We start from the raw sequence: 18771 nt of genomic DNA, 5'->3' as shown, positions 1-18771 counted from the left end.
ATGATTGGTTTTGCTATGTCGTTTTGTCTTTGTACCTTGTTTCACAAGGATTCTAGGAGCGCTGCCGGATATGACTTCCGCCCCACTCAAAGCCCCAATTAACTGGACCGCTAGCATTACCTTAATTGGTTTACCAATTCTTGCCGCAATCATAATCCCGATTTATGCGTATTATTATGATTTTAGTGTAAGCGCATGGGTAAGCTTATTTTTTCTTTTAGCTCTAAGTAGTATGGGGATTACTGCTGGTTACCATCGCCTTTGGGCTCACCGAGCTTATGAAGCGTCGTTACCGCTTAAAATTCTTTTAATGATCGGTGGAACATTTGCCGTGCAAAATAGTATTTTGTTTTGGGCATCTGGTCACCGTACTCACCATCGACATGTTGATGATGTTGATGAGGATCCGTATTCAATTGAGCGTGGTTTTTGGTATGCCCATATGGGTTGGATGATCCGCGATCATTCACCATCTGAGCCAGACTTTAAAAATGCACCAGACCTACTCAATGATAAATTGGTCATGTTCCAGCATAAATATTACGCACTACTTGTAGTCGCAGTTCATGTTGGTATTTTAGGTTTAATCGGTTGGGCAACAGGTGATCTATGGGGTGTAGTCCTCCTAGGTGGTCTCTTACGTTTAATCATTAGCCATCAAGTTACATTCTTTATTAACTCGCTTTGCCATATGTTTGGTAAACGTCCTTATACAGATGAAAACTCAGCACGTGATAATTTCTGGTTAGCCATTGCCACTTGGGGCGAGGGTTACCACAACTATCACCATATCTTCCAATACGACTATCGTAATGGTGTGAAATGGTGGCAATATGACCCAACAAAATGGTTGATCTGGTCATGTTCTAAAATTGGTTTAGCTAAAAATTTACGTCGTATTCCAAGCTTTAATATTAAAAAAGCAGAACTGGCGATGAAATTTAAATACGCTGAACAAGACCTCGCTATTTATGGTCATGATGTAAATGCAGACATTACTCAAATGAAGCAACGTATTGCACAAGAGTACGAAGCATTTACACACACCTTAAATGATTGGGCAAAACTTAAAGAACAAGAGTTACAAGCGAAAAAAGCAGCAATGGCTGAAAAGATTCATAGAATGGATCATAAGCTTAAAGTTGATTTCCAATTGCTTGAACACCGTTTAAGTCATCACCGCGAATGCTTAGAAACACTTATGCGTAGTGTTAAAAAGAATACCAACGTGGTGTCAGACTAAAATAAATTCTGATCTAAAATAGCTCTTTCGGGAGCTATTTTTATGCCTGCTTTTTAACTGTGTTATAGTGAAATTCGCTCTCTCTATTTTGCTAAGCCTATGCAGTTTAATCCGCTCTACCCTTCACTTCCGTCTAAATTATTTCATGTTCAGCAGCCATCACCCTTACGTGGTGCAAAAGCAGGACATTTTAACAGTGCTTTGGCTGATGAACTGCAATGGTCAGAAAACGATAAAAATGCATGGGTTGAGATCTGTAGTGGACAGCGTACATTCCCTGAATTTCCGTCTCTTGCGATGGTCTATGCTGGCCATCAATTCGGACAATGGGCAGGACAACTCGGCGATGGACGTGGCTTACTGATTGCGCAAATACTAAATACAAAGGGTCAAACCATTGACCTACATCTCAAAGGTGCAGGCCCTACCCCTTATTCAAGAATGGGAGATGGACGAGCCGTATTACGCTCTGTGGTCCGTGAATATTTAGCAGGACATGCTCTAAATGCTTTAGGCGTCGCATCTAGTCATGCAGTCGGTTTCACAACCTCGACTCAAGGCGTACAGCGTGAAAAATTAGAGTTAGGTGCAATGCTACTCAGAACATCTGAATGCCATATTCGTTTAGGACACTTCGAATGGATTAATCAATATGCGCCTGAATTGCAGTCAGAATTCACTCAAAAATGTATTGAATGGCATTATCCAGAATGCTTAGAAACTGAAAATCCAATTTTATCCTTTGCCAAAAAGGTAGTTGAACGTACTGCAATTATGATTGCGAAATGGCAATTGGTTGGATTTGCTCATGGAGTGATGAATACCGACAACTTAAATATTACAGGTTCAACACTCGATTTTGGGCCATATGGTTTTATGGAGCGTTTCCGCCCCAACTGGATCAACAATCACTCGGACTACCAAGGCCGTTATACTTATCAAAATCAACCGAGTATAGGTCATTGGAACTTATGGACGTGGTTAAACAACTTAATTCCTCTTGCTGAACCTGAACAAAAAGATGAGTTTAAAGAAGAGTTAGCACGTTGCTTAGAACAATTTGAACCAATCTTTTTAGAACACTATGGACAAGGTTTATGTCAAAAAATGGGACTTCCCCATTTCCACAAAGACAGCCTTGATTGTAGTTTTGCGTTTTTAAGAATCTTACAAACTGAACAACTCGATTACACTCAAAGTTTTATTCGTCTTCAAAATAAAGAATACAAAGCTTTACGAGATGATTGTCTTGATATTCGACAGTTTGATGAGTTTCTTAGCCAATATGAAAGCATTCGTGAACATCAAGATATTGATGAGCTGGATGCAAATATGCAAAAAGCAAATCCAGTTTATATTTTACGTAATCACATGGCGCAGCGTGCTATTGAAGCAGCGGAAAGAGATGATTTTAGCGAAGTAGATCGTTTATTTAAGCTACTTAATCATCCATACACAAGACAACCAGAGCTTGAGCAACCACAAGATTTAGGCCCGTTACCAAGCGATATGCCTGATGTTGCAGTAAGCTGTTCATCTTAATATTAAAAAACTAAACTCTCTTAAGTCATTCTCAACACTTAAGAGAGTTCATTGAGTATAAAAAATAATATATGAAAATTAGCCCCATCATTATTTGCACACTTCTTATCGTTCCACTGGGAATCGCTTTTTATAATTATGAAAAATATTTACCGACTTTTACGTCAAGCTATCAAGCGCTTTCAAAAGAAGAAATATTAGAACTCATAAAGACCAAGCCAGTTACTTCAATTGAAGTGTTTAAAAACCAACGCCTACTTCTACTTAAAAATAATGAAGAGATAATTCGCCAATATCCGATTCGTCTCGGCTTTAATCCTAAAGGACATAAACACTTTGAAAATGATGGTAAAACACCTGAAGGAATTTATTCTATAGATTGGCGAAACTCCAAAAGTGCGTACTATAAATCGCTGCATATTTCCTATCCCGATGCGAAAGATATTGCTTATGCCAAGCAACATAATCAACCAACGGGAGGAGATATCATGATTCATGGATCCGTTCCAAAATCCTTACTATCGATGCCTTTTAGCTCGACTTATATGCCCCATAAGGATTGGACCTTAGGATGTATCGCTGTTAGAAATGTAGATATAGATGAAATTTGGCAATTAGTACCCAATCACACCAAGATTATAATTTATCCATAACTCTTTAAAACTATCCACATTTTCTGTGGATAACATTGTGGTTATCCACAGAATAACTTTTATAAAGACTTACTCTTCAGGATATTCGAAGCGATAACCTACACCATAAACCGCTTGAATCCACTCATGGCGGTTACCAGTTTCAGCCGCTTCACTAATTTTTCGGCGCAAGTTTTTAATATGGCTGTCAATCACACGATCGGCAACATCAAAGCTATCTGGATTAATGTGATCTAATAATTGTGCACGTGAATAAACTTGCCCCACATGCTCTAAAAATAGCTCAAGTAAACGAAATTCGGTTGGCGTTAAGCTCAATGATTTTTGTTGATACCAAATTCTTTGTTGTGCTTTATCGATGCGGAAAGAATCATTTTGCTCAGGCTCTGCCTTACGCTCTAAACGACGTAGCACAGCTTGTACACGAGCAACTAACTCTTTCGGACTAAATGGCTTACATACATAATCATCAGCACCCATGTTAAGACCTAATACTCGGTCAATTTCTTCGGTACGGGCAGTGACCATAATAATCGGTAAGTCTGACTGTTCACGAACTTTACGGCAAATCGTTAAACCATCCATTCGTGGAACCATTAAGTCCAGAATCATTAAATTAGGTTTACGTTGCTGGAAACTCGCATAGGCATCTTGACCATCATGAAACATACTTACTTCAAAACCGGCAGCTTCAAGATAATCACGCACCAAATGCGCTAATTCGACTTCATCTTCAACCAACATCACATGTTTCATGAGATATTTTTCCTTTTATATTTAACTCTGCTTTTTAAAAGTAAGTACACAACGTAAACCACCTAATGGTGAATGTTCAAAACTGAGTGTACCACCAAGCGCCTGCGCAATCTTACAAGACAAAGCTAAGCCCAGCCCTGTTCCACCTGTACTACGCGTACGCGAATCATCTACGCGATAGAAACGTTCACCTAAACGGGATAACTGCTCATCACTTAAACCATAAGGACTATCATCGACATATAACGTCCACTCTTGAGGAGTCTGACTTGTATGAATATGAATTTTGCCACCTGTTTCTGTGTAACGAATACTATTACTAATTAAATTAACAATAATCTGTTTAAATCGATCACGGTCTAATAATAGCGGAGAACTTGTTCCTTCAACTTGAATTTCAAGACCAGCCTGCTCAAGTTTGGGTTTAAAGTTTTCAACTTCTTGTAATACCACTTCCCATGGATTTACAGAACTCAAATAACACTTAAGCTGCTGAGCATCTGCCTGCGCTAAGTCTGCAAGGTCTTGGGTCAATTTTTTCAGACTTGAAACCTGACGCATCATTGCATCTAAATGTTCAGGGGTTGCTTTTCGAATCCCGTCTTGCATCGCTTCAATTTGCGCTTGCAATACAGCCAAAGGCGTTTTTAACTCATGAGAAGTATCAGCCACCCATTGACGTCGTGACTCTTCATGCTGATGTAAAATCTCTGCCAAATGGTTCAATTGAGTTGATAAATCACCTAACTCATCATTTCGCTTAATGACTACTTGGTGTTGATAATTTCCTTTGGTTAATTCATTCGTTGCATTTAATAAACGCTGAATTGGCTTTTTAAAATAAGTCGCCATTAACAGCGCTGCAACTAGACTTGATAGTAAAGTTAAAGCATAAATTAAGAGTAAATAACGCTTTTGATTACTAAAGAAATTAATACTCAAAGCATCTTCTTTATCTAAAACTGGCTTTAAACCTAAATATCCAACAACTTGATTGTTTAAAATAATCGGCCGAAATGACATCTGATCTGAAGAAGGCGGCTCACCTACCACAAACTGGTGCCGTGCATCATATAAAGATAAACGTGAACTCAAACCCAAACGGTCAGGCAAAGCAATAAAACGCTTCTTCCCATTTTGGGTTTCAATATCTTTTAAGCTCCCCTTCTTTGATTTATTTTTATCATCACTTGGGCGAAATTGGTTTGCGCTTAAGGGGAATCTTAATCCTTCAAAAGGTTGATATTGAGAAGGTAAATTTTGCTCAAGCGTTCTTAACTCTTCATCACTAAAAATAGTATTTTTATTGGTCGGTGCAACTTGCGGTGAAATATTAATAAGGGCATGTTCATCAAAAGAATGCTGCTGTATGGCAATATCATATTGGCGACGAAGCCACCACTGTGAGAGACGATCATAGTCGTCAGGAGCTGCGGTTCCTTCAATTTGTAAAATCTGTGCCTGAATCGCATTTCCCCAATCATGGTACACGGTATAGACATCACCTAGATTGGTAATGAGACGATCTAGCTTCTGCATTTCAACGTCAGCCACGTATTTGGCAAAGTTCTTTTGCATTGTCCAGTGCAAAACGCTCAAGCTTGCAGTCGCAATAAGCAATGTGGTGAGCAAGACTGTCAAAAATAACCGTAATGCAATGGGAACACGTAGAACGTTCAAAAGCACTCTCTCATTTTTACCCTATATTTTGCATTGTAACCAACAACGAAAAGAAAAACTCTCCATTGTTTCTACATCTTTATTATCTAATCTTTAACCCATCAGTAAACACAACATTAAAGGGCTTTAGATATGAAAATGACGGCAAAAATTGCATTATTTAGTGCGGCAATTGTAACAATGGGAAGTTTGGCTGCGTGTCAATCGACAACTCAACCACCTAAACCAGAGCGTGGAATGATGCAAGATGGCCCTCGTGAGGGTCACCACCATATGAAGCACCGTGAGTTCACTCCAGAACAAAAAGCTGCATGGAAACAGCACCGCGCAGAACGTCAAGCTCGCTTTGAACAAATCCAAAAAGCATGTGATGGTAAAGCGAATGGACAAACAGTAAATGTTCAAGTTGGAGATAAGACACTTGAAGGTACTTGTAACCTTCGTTTTGAACCAAAGCGCCCTCAACCACCAGTTAACGCTCCTGCTCCAGTACCAGCTCCAGCAAAATAATTCTAAAATTATGAAAGAAAAAGGCGCCTATAGGCGCCTTTTTGTTTATACATAACTGTTTACGATTTTGACTATTTGTATCATATAAACATAACCAAAAGTGTTTACACTCAAAGCACTTAGCTAGTTTAAGCATTTTTTTCTTGACTTTGCAGTCACAAAGTAAAGGTCCTGAGGTGCTTGTGCAGTTATGCAAGTTGTTGCACGATGTAATAGTCCAAGGTGCCTCATGGCACATTCTCATAGATTAAGATTATAACTCTGGTTTCACCAGTATTGAGGAACCCGATATGCCACAATACAAAGCGCCCTTACGTGATATGCAATTTGTTTTGCATGAATTATTAAATGCTGAAGAACACTATGCAAAATTACCTGATTTCCAAGGTAACGTAAGCCGTGAATTGGTTGATCAATATTTAGAAGCTGCTGCTGACTTCTGTGAAAATGAACTTTCTCCTTTAAACCAAGTTGGCGACCGCGAAGGTTGTACTTGGAATGATGGCGTAGTCACTACTCCAACAGGTTTTAAAGAAGCTTATCAAAAATATATTGAACTTGGCTTTCCGTCTTTATCAGCTGAAGAACAATACGGTGGTCAGGCCTTACCTAACTCTTTAGGTATTGCAATTTCTGAAATGGTAGGTAGCTCGAACTGGGCATGGGGCATGTACCCTGGCTTGTCTCACGGAGCTGTACGTACATTAGAACATCATGGTTCTGATGAACAAAAAAATACTTATTTACCAAACCTTGTTTCAGGTGTTTGGACAGGTACGATGTGTTTAACTGAGTCTCATGCAGGTTCAGATTTAGGTATTATCCGTACTAAAGCAGAACCAAATGCAGATGGTAGCTATGCAATCTCTGGCGAGAAAATCTTTATCTCTGCTGGTGAACATGACATGGCTGAGAACATCATCCATATCGTTCTTGCTCGCCTACCTGGTGCACCAAAAGGTACTAAAGGTATCTCATTATTCATCGTTCCTAAATTCAATGTAAATGCAGATGGAACTATTGGTGAACGTAATGCGGTACGTTGTGGTTCTATCGAACACAAAATGGGTATTCACGGTAACGCGACTTGTGTCATTAACTTTGACCAAGCTAAAGGTTACTTGATTGGACCTGAAAACCGTGGTTTGAACTGTATGTTCACCTTCATGAACACAGCACGTATTGGTACTGCTGTTCAAGGTTTAGCAGCGTCTGAATCATCTTTCCAAGGTGCGTTGACTTACGCGAAAGAACGTTTAGCTATGCGTTCACTTTCTGGTCCTAAAGCTCCAGAAAAAGAAGCAGATCCAATTATCGTTCACCCTGCTGTTCGTAACATGCTTTTAACTCAAAAAGCGTTTGCTGAAGGCGGCCGTGCACTTGTTTACTTACTTGCTCAATACGCAGATATCGTTGAAAAAGGCGAAACTGAAGAAGAGCGTAAGTTTGCTGACAACATCTTGTCTTTATTGACTCCAATTGCAAAAGCATTCTTAACTGAAACAGGTTCTGAATCTGCTAAGCACGGTGTACAAGTCTTCGGTGGTCATGGTTTTATTTCTGAGCATGGCATGGAGCAAATCGTACGTGATACACGTATTGCTTGCTTATATGAAGGTACAACTGAAATTCAAGCACTTGATTTGTTAGGTCGTAAAGTATTGCAAACTCAAGGTGCAATGCTACGTGACTTCACTAAGATCATCCATAAATTCGTAGAAGCAAACAAAGACAACGCTGCTATGAAAGAATTTGTTGAACCGCTTGCGGCACTTAACAAAGAATGGGGCGATCTTACTATGCAAATCGGTATGCGTGCGATGCAAAACCCAGATGAAGTCGGTGCTGCTGCTGTAGATTACCTATACTTCGCAGGTTATATCACTTTAGCTTACCTATGGGCTCGTATGGCGCTTGTAGCACAAGAGAAATTGGCAGAAGGTACAACCGATGTTGACTTCTACAATGCGAAAGTAACTACTGCTCGTTTCTACTTCAAGAAAATCTTGCCACGTGTACGTTCTCATGTAGATGTGATCGCTGGTGGTCTAGATCCATTAATGTCATTAGACGCTGAACATTTCGCTTTCTAACCATAGTTAGTTGCGATATGCAATGTTAAAAAACAAAAAAGGACTGCTCAGTTTTGACGGTCCTTTTTTTATAAAATCAATGATAAATTTACACTTTAAATTCCATATCCATTTCGTTTTACAGGATATCTAGCACAGGCCAATGTGCACAAAAAAGGTGAACGATTATGCCAATTTACAATGCTCCTTTAGCTGATATGAAATTCATCTTAAATGATGTATTTAAAGCAGAACAATTTTGGCAGTCTAATGAGAAACTCGCTCATGTAGATGCTGCAACAGCTGAAGCAATTTTAGAAGAAATGGCTAAATTTGCTCAGAATGTGACTCATCCATTAAACCGTACTGGTGACGAAGAAGGCGCTCGCTATGAAAACGGCGAAGTATTCACACCAGCTGGTTTTAAAGATGCATTTCGTCAATATGCAGAAGGTGGTTGGATTGGCTTAGGTGCCGATGAAGAATGGGGCGGTCAAGGCATGCCAAAAATGCTCACCGTTCTTTCTGATGAAATGTTATTTGCGACAAACCCATCATTTATGCTTTACCCGCTTCTTTCAGTCGGCGCAGGTATGGCTTTGAACAGCTACGCATCTCAAGAGCAAAAAGAGACTTATTTACCTAAGATTTATTCAGGTGAATGGTCAGGCACTATGTGCTTAACTGAGCCACATGCAGGTACTGACTTAGGTATTATCAAAACTAAAGCTGAACGTAATGAAGACGGTACTTATAACATTACTGGTACTAAAATCTTCATCACTGGTGGTGACAACGATCTAGCAGAAAACATCATTCACTTAGTACTTGCTAAAACTCCAGATGCCCCTGCTGGTTCACGTGGTATCTCGTTATTTATCGTACCGAAATACCTTGTAAATGAAGATGGTTCTTTAGGCGACCGTAACCATGTTGGCCCAGGTTCAATTGAACATAAAATGGGTATCAAAGCATCTGCAACTTGTGTAATGAACTTTGATGGAGCTAAAGGTTACCTCGTTGGTAAAGAAAACGAAGGTCTTGCAGCAATGTTCGTTATGATGAACTACGAACGTTTATCAATGGGTATTCAAGGTTTAGGCGCATCTGAATTTGCATATCAAAATGCTGCTCAATACGCGACTGATCGTTTACAAGGTCGTAGTGCAGCTGGTGTTCAATCACCAAATAAACCTGCTGACAGCATTTTAGTACACGGCGATGTACGTCGTATGTTGTTAAACGTACGTGCAAACAATGAAGCATCTCGTGCATTTGCAGTTTATGTAGGTCAACAACTCGATATTACTAAATTCTCAACTGATGCAGCAGCAGTGAAAAAAGCCAATGACCGCGTTGCGCTTTTAACTCCAATTGCAAAAGCTTACCTCACAGATACAGCATTCCAAGCGACTTTAGATGCTCAAATGGTGTTCGGTGGTCACGGTTATATCCGTGAATGGGGTATGGAACAATGTATTCGTGATCTTCGTATTGCTCAAATCTATGAGGGAACGAATGGTGTTCAATCACAAGACTTAATCGGTCGTAAAGTGATTAAGAATGGTGGTGCTTTCATCGCTGAATACATCTCTGAAATTCGTGACTTTGCAAATACATTAGATGCAGATTTGAACTTCATTAAAGATGCAACTTTAGATGCTGCAACTGAAATTGAAGCAATCACTCAGTTTATTATTGAGCAAGCTGCTGAGAATGTAGAGTTCCCGAACTCAGCTGCGGTTGATTATTTACATGCAGTTGGTTTACTCAGCTTCTCATACATGTTTGCAAAAATTGCAGCAGCAGCAAAAGATAAGTCTGGTGATTTCTACCAAAATAAACTTGCTTTAGCTCAGTATTTTGTTGAACGTATTTTGCCTGATATTGATGCGCGTATTGCTAAAATCAAAGCTGGTTCTGACTTAATTATGGGCTTTAGTGAAGATTACTTTACAAATCAAGCTTAATTAAGCTCTTCATAAAAACGCCTGAATAATCAGGCGTTTTTTATTTTATATTTACTATTTCCATTGGCACAAAATTTGTTTAATTTCTAAACATTATGAAGTAAACAAAAGATCTCATTATGCCTGATTCTAAAAAATACGAACGGATACTTGACCGTTTCGGACATTACGCCGTAGAAGCCTTCCATTATTTAGCCTTGTTTATTATCGGGTGTATGGTGGCATGGTCGGCAGCCAATACCGTTTTTGAAATTCTGACTGTCAAAAAGTACGCTTCAATTGATGATATTTTATTATTATTTATCTACTTGGAATTGGGAGCAATGGTTGGAATTTACTTTAAAACCAATCATATGCCTGTGCGCTTTCTTATTTATGTTGCAATTACAGCCTTAACCCGACTACTCATTTCAGATATTCAACATGATCATAAAGCGGATATCGATCAAGTCATTATTACTGGCTCAATTTTGATTTTAGCCCTATCTATTTTAGTCGTACGATTTGCGTCATGGCACTACCCATCAGTGATGAAAGAGAAACATGCAAAAACCTCAAATAATTTGAAAACCCCTCAACCGCAAGATGACGAGTTAGCATAGAAAAAGGCCTCAAAATAGAGGCCTTTGTTATTTTACTTTTAACGAACTCGATAAATGTTATGTCTTGAGTCTACTAATAAGTATTGATTAGGGGTTTTAACCCAATGGTATCCACGTGGTGGTGCATATAAACGGTGCGCTCTCCAGTCCGAAACATAATAGCGGCTATGGCGATATTGAGTAGGAATACGTTCACCACGTTTAAAAACAACATAGTTACCATAATGCTTACCACGATCAGCATTTGACCAAACTGGCGCTCGATGATCATTACGATAATCATGACGACGGTCATCACGATGCTCATATCGATCATAGTTTTTACCATGTTTATTGTCCCAACGATGACCTGAATCAGCCATCGCGGTAGCTGATATACCTAACATCAATGTTGAAAGTACAAGAACGATTGGCTTTTTCATGGCCTATTTCCTTTTAATCTTGATATGGAGCTAGATTAGAAGACAGTCGAGGAGAAACCATGAATAAAACAGCTTTGATTGCTAAACTTTGTAATGACTATAAAGAAAATATGAAGAATCTGTATCTGTGCTACCATTAGCATTTTTCAAACTAGGTCAATTGCTGTGTCTGAAATCAGTTTTGAGCGTCTTCATCAATTCTTTTGCAAAGTTCCAAGTGTACAAGAAGCCCGTATCATGGCTCATGGAGCAGATGGCGAACATGCTTGGTGGTTTAAGTTCAGTATTGACGTAGAGCATGCACTTGCATGGCAAACAGTTCAAGAACTAGGTCATGTTTTAAATTACCTATCGACGAATGAACGTCTGCCCACATTATTCTTTCCTGTTTCACCACCACCTTATATGAATGGTGAAGCCAAAGATTTTTTATCATGGATTATTCAGTGTAATCATCCGGAGTTTTCTCCAGATGTGGTCTGTGACTGGCTTGAAGCACGTTTACCAAATCCTGTAGATGATGAGTCGCAGTGGAAAATTAAGACTGATTTGAGTGAAATAGAAAAACTTGATGATAAAGCGTTGGATCAATTGATTCCGCCAGCACCTTAAATCGGACTTATAGCACAGCCTTTGCTTACAGTGATGTTCTTATGTCTTTTGTATAGGCTAATGCCTCACTTTTGAGAGGTCAAAAGTGACAAAAACCTTTGTTTCACTGATGTTGCTTCCCTGCAACACAGTGAAACGGCGACATCCATGTCGCCAATCATCTTGCTATTTTTTGGAAAACTCCAAAGATAGTGATTAAAAAGTCGACAACCCTGACCATTCCATAAAACGATAAATCCAATACTTCACTTTAGATTCATCTGCATACTTCGCGTAATCCACGCTCATCTGTCTATCTTTTAGGTTTGACCAAGAGGTATTGAAGTAATCTTGTGCATCTTTAAAAACTTGATCTTGAACTTTGCCAATGACCAACATATCTGTTTCAAGGTTATAATTTTTTAAATTACGGGCCGTAAAGTTGGCAGATCCTACGATCAACTCAGCGTGTTGGGTATTATATTTTAAGATCATTTTGCTATGGTTCTGCTCGCCATGGGTATCACACCAACGGATTGGAATACCAGCAGCATGTAACTCTGAAGCCACCTGACGGTTTGGAATACCATTCTTTTGTCGACCAAACGCATCTTTATTTGGATCGAGTAAAACACGAACAATAACACCTCGTTCTTGAGCATTTTTTAGCGCTTGAATAATCTTGCGTTCAGATAAATAGAACATACTTAAATCAAGATGCTCTTTCGGCTTCGCTGAATTAATCAATTTCAATACAGATTGATAAATTGCGCCTTCAGTTAACACCTGCACTTGAGGCTTGCTAACGTCTTTTTCAAAGTCACCTAAAATGAGCGATGGAGAGCTACTGCCTGACATTTGTGCAACTGCAGCTTCAGTTTGAAGAACATCAGCAGCTGTTGCCCCTGTTACAACCAACGCGACATTAGAGTGTCTAGAACTGCCATCGTGTGGATTTGCTGAGGTTACCAATGATTTCCAACCGGCATCGGTGTCAACAACAACGGTTTTCCGATGATTCGCCTTAAAATTAAATAAGTTTAGATAGCTGCGCAGTGTAATTTTTTCATCACCGAATGGATTTGGTAACCAGCCCTTTTCAGGGTTATTGCCAATATTTTGACAGCAGATGTACCAGAAGCCTGACCAGAATGGGTTAGAAGCACGCAAAGGGGCTAAATTCGTTTCAATCACATCAACACCTGCCTGACGTAACTGACGGTAGTGTTCAGGGCTGATACCACCGTATACCGAGTTAATCGGGTCGGTAATCATAACGATCTGAATTTGGCGATTTTGTCTTTTCTTACTTACTAATGCATCTGTTAACTCTTGCATTAATGGTCTTTGCTTCAACTTTGAATCACCCACTTCTGAATTAAACAAGAACATATCCACCACAATCGTGGTTTTTGCCTCATCAATCATTTTCAAGATTTCATCAAAGATGTGCTGGTCAACCTGCTGTTGCCCTTTTGCATCAAGATAAGTTTTGTCTGCTAAAAATTTAACATCGGCATGTCTAAGCTTGCCACTAAAGTTAATCCCTTGTGGTAATGGTTTTACTGTGTGGTAAATCGCCGATGCAACATATGCAATAGCAACAACGCAAAGTAATACCGCCATATAACGACGCCCTGACCAATTTAACTTTTGATGAATTCGTTGAAAAATACGCATAAAAAAGACCTAACTTGATGGTTTCAAATTAGGTCTTTTGGCTTGATTTTTCAAGTTTAGTTTCGTGTTAAAGCCTTAGAAAGTAAAATCAACACCCACAGTAAAATTACGTCCAACTTGTGGAATATTTGATAAGAATGAAGCATGTTGATAAACCGTGTCATCTAACAAGTTATTTGCTTTCATATAAACACGATAATCTGTTTTTGCACCATATTGTCCAGAATATGCTACACCAAGATTAAGCATGTTATAGCCTTCAGTTTCGGTCTCGTAAGCTGCGATCTTATCTTGGTTAAAGACATGATAGTACTCGGCAGAACCACTAAAACCATCGCCAAAGTCTGCATCAACTTTAGTACCTAAACGTCCCGCTGGAATACGTGGAGCGTTACCCTCTGCATCAATTTTACCGCGTACATAGTCACCGAAAGCACTGATCTTGTACATTGGGGTAATTTGATAACCAATTTCACCCTCTGCACCATAGAAACGAGCTTTATCTTGAGTGTATTGAACTAAACGGAAGTCTTTATAACGGTCAAGGGTTTGCGCATAGATGTAGTCATCAAACCAGTTATGGTAAACATGAAGATGATAATCAAGTTTGTCATTATCAAAATGCAAACCTAACTCAACATTATTCGATTTTTCCTTACTGAGTTGATCATTTCCTAACTCATAAGTATTCGTCGCAAAATGTCCACCATTTGCATATAACTCTTGAGCTAAAGGTAAACGTTCCTGATGTGAAGCGACAAAAGAAAGTTTATAGTTTGGTGCAAACTCCCAATTTGCAGCACCTGCGTAAGAAAGTGCCGAGCCATCAAAATCTTGTTTAGAGTTATCGTCTACATCAATTTCTTGCTGATCTGCGCGGGCAGAAAGCTCAAAATGTACGTCTTTCCATTGTTTATGTTCTAAAGCAAATACGCTCCACTTTTTGGTAGTGGTCGGGGCCATAAATGCTTCTTCACCAGTTAAATCTAATTTCTGTTGACCTAACTGTGCACCAATCACTCCTTCCCAACTTGCAATCGGGTTATGTACTAACTCAATGCGTCCATCATAGCCTTTGTTTTGGAATCGGGTCGCAATTGCGCCCTCTTCAATTTCATCATGCTGATAGTCAGTATAGCTCGCCTGCGCACGTAACTTTTGGAAGCCTGCAAATGGATCATTTAACTCGGTTTTAAAATCATAACGCTCAGACTTTAAATCAATCCATGGACCGCCATGTTCGTGTTCATGTTCTTCATGCTCATGATCGTGAGCTTCTTCACCTTCTTCATGGTCTCCACAATGCAAGCTTAAACCATGAATATGGCAAGTTTCATATTCATGGCTATGCCCCGGTAAGCCATATTGATCCCGACGGTTGCTATAAGAAATACCCGTATAACCACGGTCATAAATCCAAGACAGACCAACATTAACTGAGTCACCCTGCGCAAAGGTATTGTCTACACGGCGCTCTTTTTCACCTTCATGAATATAATTTGGAGCAATATAATTATTCGCATCACGAGTTAACCCCTCAACACGTAAAGCAACTTGGCTGCCCAAGCCAACAGTTACGCCAGCACTCGCTAGTTTTTCATCACTTCCAGTGTTGTAACGTAAGCCAACTTGTCCTTCATAACCATTTTCGGGCATTTGCGTAGGGATCTTGTTATCAATGACGTTAACTAAACCACCGACAGTCCCCGCACCAAACAGTAAAGTTGAAGGGCCGCGAATTACTTCTACTTGTTTCGCAAGCACAGGATCTACTGTTACCGCATGGTCAGGAGACAACGTCGATACATCAATATTTTCTGATGAATTTTGAAGTACTTTAACGCGTGGCCCATCTTGTCCACGGATGACCGGACGACTCGAACCAGCCCCAAACTGATTCGCGTAAATTCCTACTTCACTACTGAGTGCATCCCCAATGGTAGCAGCGCCTTGCGACAGATGCTTTTGATCAACAACAGTATCTGCCACAGCAAAATCTTGTGAAGTTTGCTCAAGCGGATGAGCCTTAATTCGAATGGTTTCTAGCTTTTCAACATTTTCACTTTCTGCTGCAAATGAAGGTACGGATATGACAGCTAAAATGGATATGGTCAAAATATTTTTATGGAACAACATGAGGTGATTCTCTGATCGCTACGCCTTTGTTTTGTTATATTATAACATTTCAGTTGTTTTGCAATAAAAAACATTTCTAATCAGATGATTCGTTAGACTGGCCAATTAAATGATGCGAGTAAATTCCGATTTCCAATGCCTTTTACAATCTCTCATGCCGTTATAGCGCCTCCTCTTTCAAAGCTTAGCCGAAACACTTTGCCAATTGCTGCGTTAGCAATTGGCAGCATGACACCCGATCTTTACCGCTTATTTACAATGCAATCAGGTATGCTGACACATCAATGGAAAGGCCTGATTTATCCCAACCTTACTTTAGGTCTCGTTTTTTGTGCTATTTGGTACTTTCTATATCGGCCTGTAATTTACCGTTTTTTCGGCATTCAGCATGATCTTGGCCTCAACTCTTTAAAACATATTTTTTTATTTTTGATTGGGACATTACTCGCACTTACTTTAGGAATTGCAACACATTTAATTTGGGATGGTTTAACACACTCGGACTTTCGCACCTTTGTATTTAAAGATGTATTAGCAACAAATATTCCCCTTTTAGGACATCCATACCCCTTACATCGTCTTTTGCAGTTAGGTTCCTCTGCTCTTGCCTTACCTTTTATTGTTTGGATGTGTGTTCACTATTATCAGCGCTATAAACAACACTGGAAAGTAAACTATAAAATTAAAATTTTCTCATGGTGTCTGTTGATTTTATCTACATTGTTAGGTCTATTTTCTTTTTGGGATTATGCCCGCTACATTCCTCATGAAGTTTGGCATGCCGATACCTATTATTTCACGGGTCGCTCTATTAATGAATTTATGCAAGGTTGGTTAAGTAGCTTTAGCTTAGGATGCTTACTATTCTTGGTTTTAGATCGGCAAAAAAGAATGGGGTGAATACTTAAAGTTGCTGCCAAATTGCTCATTTTCAGCTTAATTTCTGCGGTTTTTTGATCTAGTTCTTGTGACAAACCATCCAACAAGGCATAATCGAAAACTTACTTTTTTGACGGTGCGCGGTTTACGCATCCGTCCTTTCAGCCAATATAGTTTGGATAATCTTCATCATGATGCGAACTCATTACTGTGGCTCTTTAACTGAAGCCCAAATCGACCAGACCGTTACACTATGCGGTTGGGTACATCGTCGCCGTGACCATGGCGGTGTTATTTTCCTTGATATGCGTGATCGTGATGGTCTCGTTCAAGTGGTTATTGACCCAGATACTCCAGAAGCATTTGCAACTGCAGATAAAGCACGTTCTGAATATGTATTAAAAATTACAGGTCGTGTTCGTCGCCGTTATGAAGGTACTGAAAACCAAAATATGGTGAGTGGACAAATCGAAGTTTTAGGCAAAGAAATCGAAGTTCTTGCTGCTTCTGAAACTCCGCCATTCCCATTAAATGATGACACGATTAACGTGTCAGAAGAACACCGTTTAAAATATCGTTTCTTGGACATCCGTCGTCCAGAAATGTTAGATCGCTTACGTTTCCGTTCTAAAGTAACTAACTTGATCCGTAATTATTTAGACGATCACGGTTTCTTAGACGTTGAAACTCCGATTTTAACTCGTGCAACTCCTGAAGGCGCGCGTGACTATTTAGTACCAAGTCGTGTACAAAATGGTAGCTTCTACGCACTTCCACAATCACCACAATTGTTTAAACAATTATTGATGGTTGGTGGTATTGATCGTTACTACCAAATCGCGAAATGTTTCCGTGATGAAGACTTGCGTGCTGACCGTCAGCCAGAATTTACTCAAATCGACATTGAAACATCGTTCTTAAATGACGATGAAATCATGGATTTGATGGAAGGCATGACTGTTAAACTATTTAACGACTTGCTTGGCGTAAAATTTGAAAAATTCCGCCGTATGCCATATAGCGAAGCAATGCGTGACTATGCATCTGACAAACCAGATTTGCGTATTCCGTTGAAACTCGTTGACGTTGCAGACTTAATGCAAGAAGTAGAGTTCAAAGTATTCGCTGGTCCTGCAAAAGATCCTAAAGGTCGTATTGTTGCTTTACGTGTTCCTGGTGCAGCTTCATTGCCACGTAGTGCAATTGATGAATACACCAAATTCGTTGGCATCTATGGTGCTAAAGGTTTAGCGTACATTAAAGTTAATGAACTCGCTAAAGGAATTGAAGGTCTTCAATCTCCAATCGTGAAATTCATTGAACCGATTGTACTTGAACTGTTGGAACGTGTTGGCGCACAAGATGGCGATATCGTATTCTTCGGTGCTGATAAAGCTAAAGTTGTAAACGATGCAATGGGTGCGCTTCGTGTCAAGATTGGTCACGACTTGAACCTTTCAACTTGTGAGTGGGCTCCACTTTGGGTTGTTGACTTCCCAATGTTTGAAGAAACTGACGATGGTAAATGGACTTCTGTTCACCACCCATTCACGTTACCTAAATCTAGCGTAGAAGACGTGAAGAGCAATCCAGGTGAAGCACTTTCTGTTGCTTACGACATGGTATTGAATGGTACTGAAGTTGGTGGTGGTTCACTTCGTATTTACACATTAGAAATGCAAAAAGCGATTTTTGAAGCGCTTGGTATTTCTGATGAAGAAGCAGAAGAGAAATTTAGCTTCTTGCTTAACGCACTTCGTTATGGCGCTCCTCCTCACGGTGGTTTGGCATTTGGTCTTGACCGTTTAGTTATGCTTATGACTGGCGCGACTTCAATTCGTGACGTTATCGCATTCCCGAAAACTAAGACTGCTGAATGTCCACTTACTCAAGCACCTGCCCCTGTTGAAGCAAACCAGCTTCGTGACTTAGGCATCCGCTTACGTGAAAAACCTAAAGCTGAAGAATCTAAATAATTTTTTAGATCTTCAAATTAAAAAACCCTGCTTATGCAGGGTTTTTTAATGGGAAAAAT

At 39.6% G+C, this 18771-nt stretch carries 15 protein-coding genes; 10 read left to right on the top strand and 5 right to left on the bottom strand.

What is annotated here, in order from left to right; all coding sequences use genetic code 11:
* Positions 1–70 precede the first annotated feature (70 nt).
* The 3 genes from KTJ10_RS13880 to KTJ10_RS13870 all read left to right on the top strand — a co-directional run bounded on the left by KTJ10_RS13880 (position 71) and on the right by KTJ10_RS13870 (position 3438).
* Positions 71–1243: an acyl-CoA desaturase gene (locus tag KTJ10_RS13880; protein ID WP_002116208.1), complete on the top strand. Its 1173-nt coding sequence runs from the start codon at positions 71–73 to the stop codon at positions 1241–1243.
* A gap of 99 nt (positions 1244–1342) precedes the next feature.
* A complete protein-coding gene (locus KTJ10_RS13875) occupies positions 1343–2785 on the top strand; it encodes a protein adenylyltransferase SelO (RefSeq protein WP_262442244.1) in 1443 nt (480 codons plus the stop codon).
* Between the two features lie 71 nt (positions 2786–2856).
* Entirely contained in the window at positions 2857–3438 is a 582-nt protein-coding gene (locus tag KTJ10_RS13870; protein WP_262442243.1) for a murein L,D-transpeptidase family protein, read from the top strand.
* A 69-nt stretch (positions 3439–3507) separates the two neighbouring features.
* On the opposite strand, the gene KTJ10_RS13865 is transcribed toward KTJ10_RS13870, so the two are convergent.
* Complete coding sequence (locus KTJ10_RS13865; RefSeq protein ID WP_002116101.1) at positions 3508–4194, bottom strand: response regulator; 687 nt, start codon at positions 4192–4194, stop codon at positions 3508–3510.
* Positions 4195–4215: 21 nt separating this feature from the next.
* On the bottom strand, positions 4216–5874 hold the full coding sequence (gene baeS / locus KTJ10_RS13860; protein WP_044100323.1) for a sensor histidine kinase efflux regulator BaeS: 1659 nt from the start codon (positions 5872–5874) through the stop codon (positions 4216–4218).
* 132 nt (positions 5875–6006) lie between these two features.
* On the opposite strand from baeS, the gene KTJ10_RS13855 reads away from it, so the two are divergent.
* From KTJ10_RS13855 to KTJ10_RS13840, 4 genes are all read left to right on the top strand, one after another.
* Positions 6007–6384 carry a hypothetical protein gene (locus KTJ10_RS13855; RefSeq protein ID WP_199984927.1) on the top strand — a complete coding sequence of 126 codons (378 nt, stop codon included), beginning with the start codon at positions 6007–6009 and terminating at the stop codon, positions 6382–6384.
* A 290-nt stretch (positions 6385–6674) separates the two neighbouring features.
* A complete protein-coding gene (locus KTJ10_RS13850; protein ID WP_046811894.1) occupies positions 6675–8477 on the top strand; it encodes an acyl-CoA dehydrogenase C-terminal domain-containing protein in 1803 nt (600 codons plus the stop codon).
* A 167-nt stretch (positions 8478–8644) separates the two neighbouring features.
* Positions 8645–10426, top strand: a complete 1782-nt coding sequence (locus KTJ10_RS13845; RefSeq protein ID WP_199977978.1) for an acyl-CoA dehydrogenase C-terminal domain-containing protein — start codon at positions 8645–8647, stop codon at positions 10424–10426.
* 119 nt (positions 10427–10545) lie between these two features.
* Positions 10546–11028: a phosphate-starvation-inducible protein PsiE gene (locus KTJ10_RS13840; protein WP_086265224.1), complete on the top strand. Its 483-nt coding sequence runs from the start codon at positions 10546–10548 to the stop codon at positions 11026–11028.
* Positions 11029–11066: 38 nt separating this feature from the next.
* Here KTJ10_RS13840 and KTJ10_RS13835 read toward each other — a convergent pair whose 3' ends face one another.
* Positions 11067–11450, bottom strand: coding sequence for an RcnB family protein (locus tag KTJ10_RS13835; protein ID WP_133481527.1), 384 nt, complete (start codon positions 11448–11450; stop codon positions 11067–11069).
* Positions 11451–11615: 165 nt separating this feature from the next.
* Here KTJ10_RS13835 and KTJ10_RS13830 point away from each other — a divergent pair, with 165 nt between their 5' ends.
* Entirely contained in the window at positions 11616–12062 is a 447-nt protein-coding gene (locus KTJ10_RS13830; RefSeq protein WP_002116392.1) for a hypothetical protein, read from the top strand.
* A gap of 195 nt (positions 12063–12257) precedes the next feature.
* On the opposite strand, the gene KTJ10_RS13825 is transcribed toward KTJ10_RS13830, so the two are convergent.
* Positions 12258–13721, bottom strand: a complete 1464-nt coding sequence (locus KTJ10_RS13825; RefSeq protein ID WP_262442242.1) for a phospholipase D family protein — start codon at positions 13719–13721, stop codon at positions 12258–12260.
* 75 nt (positions 13722–13796) lie between these two features.
* Positions 13797–15857 (bottom strand): zinc piracy TonB-dependent receptor ZnuD, encoded by a 2061-nt coding sequence (gene znuD, locus KTJ10_RS13820; protein WP_262442241.1) that lies wholly within the window; start codon positions 15855–15857, stop codon positions 13797–13799.
* A 135-nt stretch (positions 15858–15992) separates the two neighbouring features.
* Between znuD and KTJ10_RS13815 the strand changes: the two genes are divergently transcribed.
* Positions 15993–16757 carry a DUF4184 family protein gene (locus KTJ10_RS13815; protein ID WP_262442240.1) on the top strand — a complete coding sequence of 255 codons (765 nt, stop codon included), beginning with the start codon at positions 15993–15995 and terminating at the stop codon, positions 16755–16757.
* A gap of 170 nt (positions 16758–16927) precedes the next feature.
* On the top strand, positions 16928–18712 hold the full coding sequence (aspS, locus tag KTJ10_RS13810; protein ID WP_005064200.1) for an aspartate--tRNA ligase: 1785 nt from the start codon (positions 16928–16930) through the stop codon (positions 18710–18712).
* The last annotated feature ends 59 nt before the right edge of the window (positions 18713–18771 follow it).

This window comes from Acinetobacter sp. WU_MDCI_Abxc222, assembly GCF_025514755.1.
GTDB classification, from domain to species: domain Bacteria; phylum Pseudomonadota; class Gammaproteobacteria; order Pseudomonadales; family Moraxellaceae; genus Acinetobacter; species Acinetobacter geminorum.
This window is presented reverse-complemented; position numbering and strand designations above follow the sequence as displayed.

Excerpts from the sequence above, each read along its gene's own strand:
- KTJ10_RS13880 (WP_002116208.1), top strand. The coding sequence starts at position 71 with ATGACTTCCGCCCCACTCAAAGCCCCAATTAACTGGACCGCTAGCATT.
- KTJ10_RS13875 (WP_262442244.1), top strand. The coding sequence starts at position 1,343 with ATGCAGTTTAATCCGCTCTACCCTTCACTTCCGTCTAAATTATTTCAT.
- KTJ10_RS13870 (WP_262442243.1), top strand. The coding sequence starts at position 2,857 with ATGAAAATTAGCCCCATCATTATTTGCACACTTCTTATCGTTCCACTG.
- KTJ10_RS13865 (WP_002116101.1), bottom strand. The coding sequence starts at position 4,194 with ATGAAACATGTGATGTTGGTTGAAGATGAAGTCGAATTAGCGCATTTG.
- KTJ10_RS13855 (WP_199984927.1), top strand. The coding sequence starts at position 6,007 with ATGAAAATGACGGCAAAAATTGCATTATTTAGTGCGGCAATTGTAACA.
- KTJ10_RS13850 (WP_046811894.1), top strand. The coding sequence starts at position 6,675 with ATGCCACAATACAAAGCGCCCTTACGTGATATGCAATTTGTTTTGCAT.
- KTJ10_RS13845 (WP_199977978.1), top strand. The coding sequence starts at position 8,645 with ATGCCAATTTACAATGCTCCTTTAGCTGATATGAAATTCATCTTAAAT.
- KTJ10_RS13840 (WP_086265224.1), top strand. The coding sequence starts at position 10,546 with ATGCCTGATTCTAAAAAATACGAACGGATACTTGACCGTTTCGGACAT.
- KTJ10_RS13835 (WP_133481527.1), bottom strand. The coding sequence starts at position 11,450 with ATGAAAAAGCCAATCGTTCTTGTACTTTCAACATTGATGTTAGGTATA.
- KTJ10_RS13825 (WP_262442242.1), bottom strand. The coding sequence starts at position 13,721 with ATGCGTATTTTTCAACGAATTCATCAAAAGTTAAATTGGTCAGGGCGT.
- znuD (WP_262442241.1), bottom strand. The coding sequence starts at position 15,857 with ATGTTGTTCCATAAAAATATTTTGACCATATCCATTTTAGCTGTCATA.
- KTJ10_RS13815 (WP_262442240.1), top strand. The coding sequence starts at position 15,993 with ATGCCTTTTACAATCTCTCATGCCGTTATAGCGCCTCCTCTTTCAAAG.
- aspS (WP_005064200.1), top strand. The coding sequence starts at position 16,928 with ATGATGCGAACTCATTACTGTGGCTCTTTAACTGAAGCCCAAATCGAC.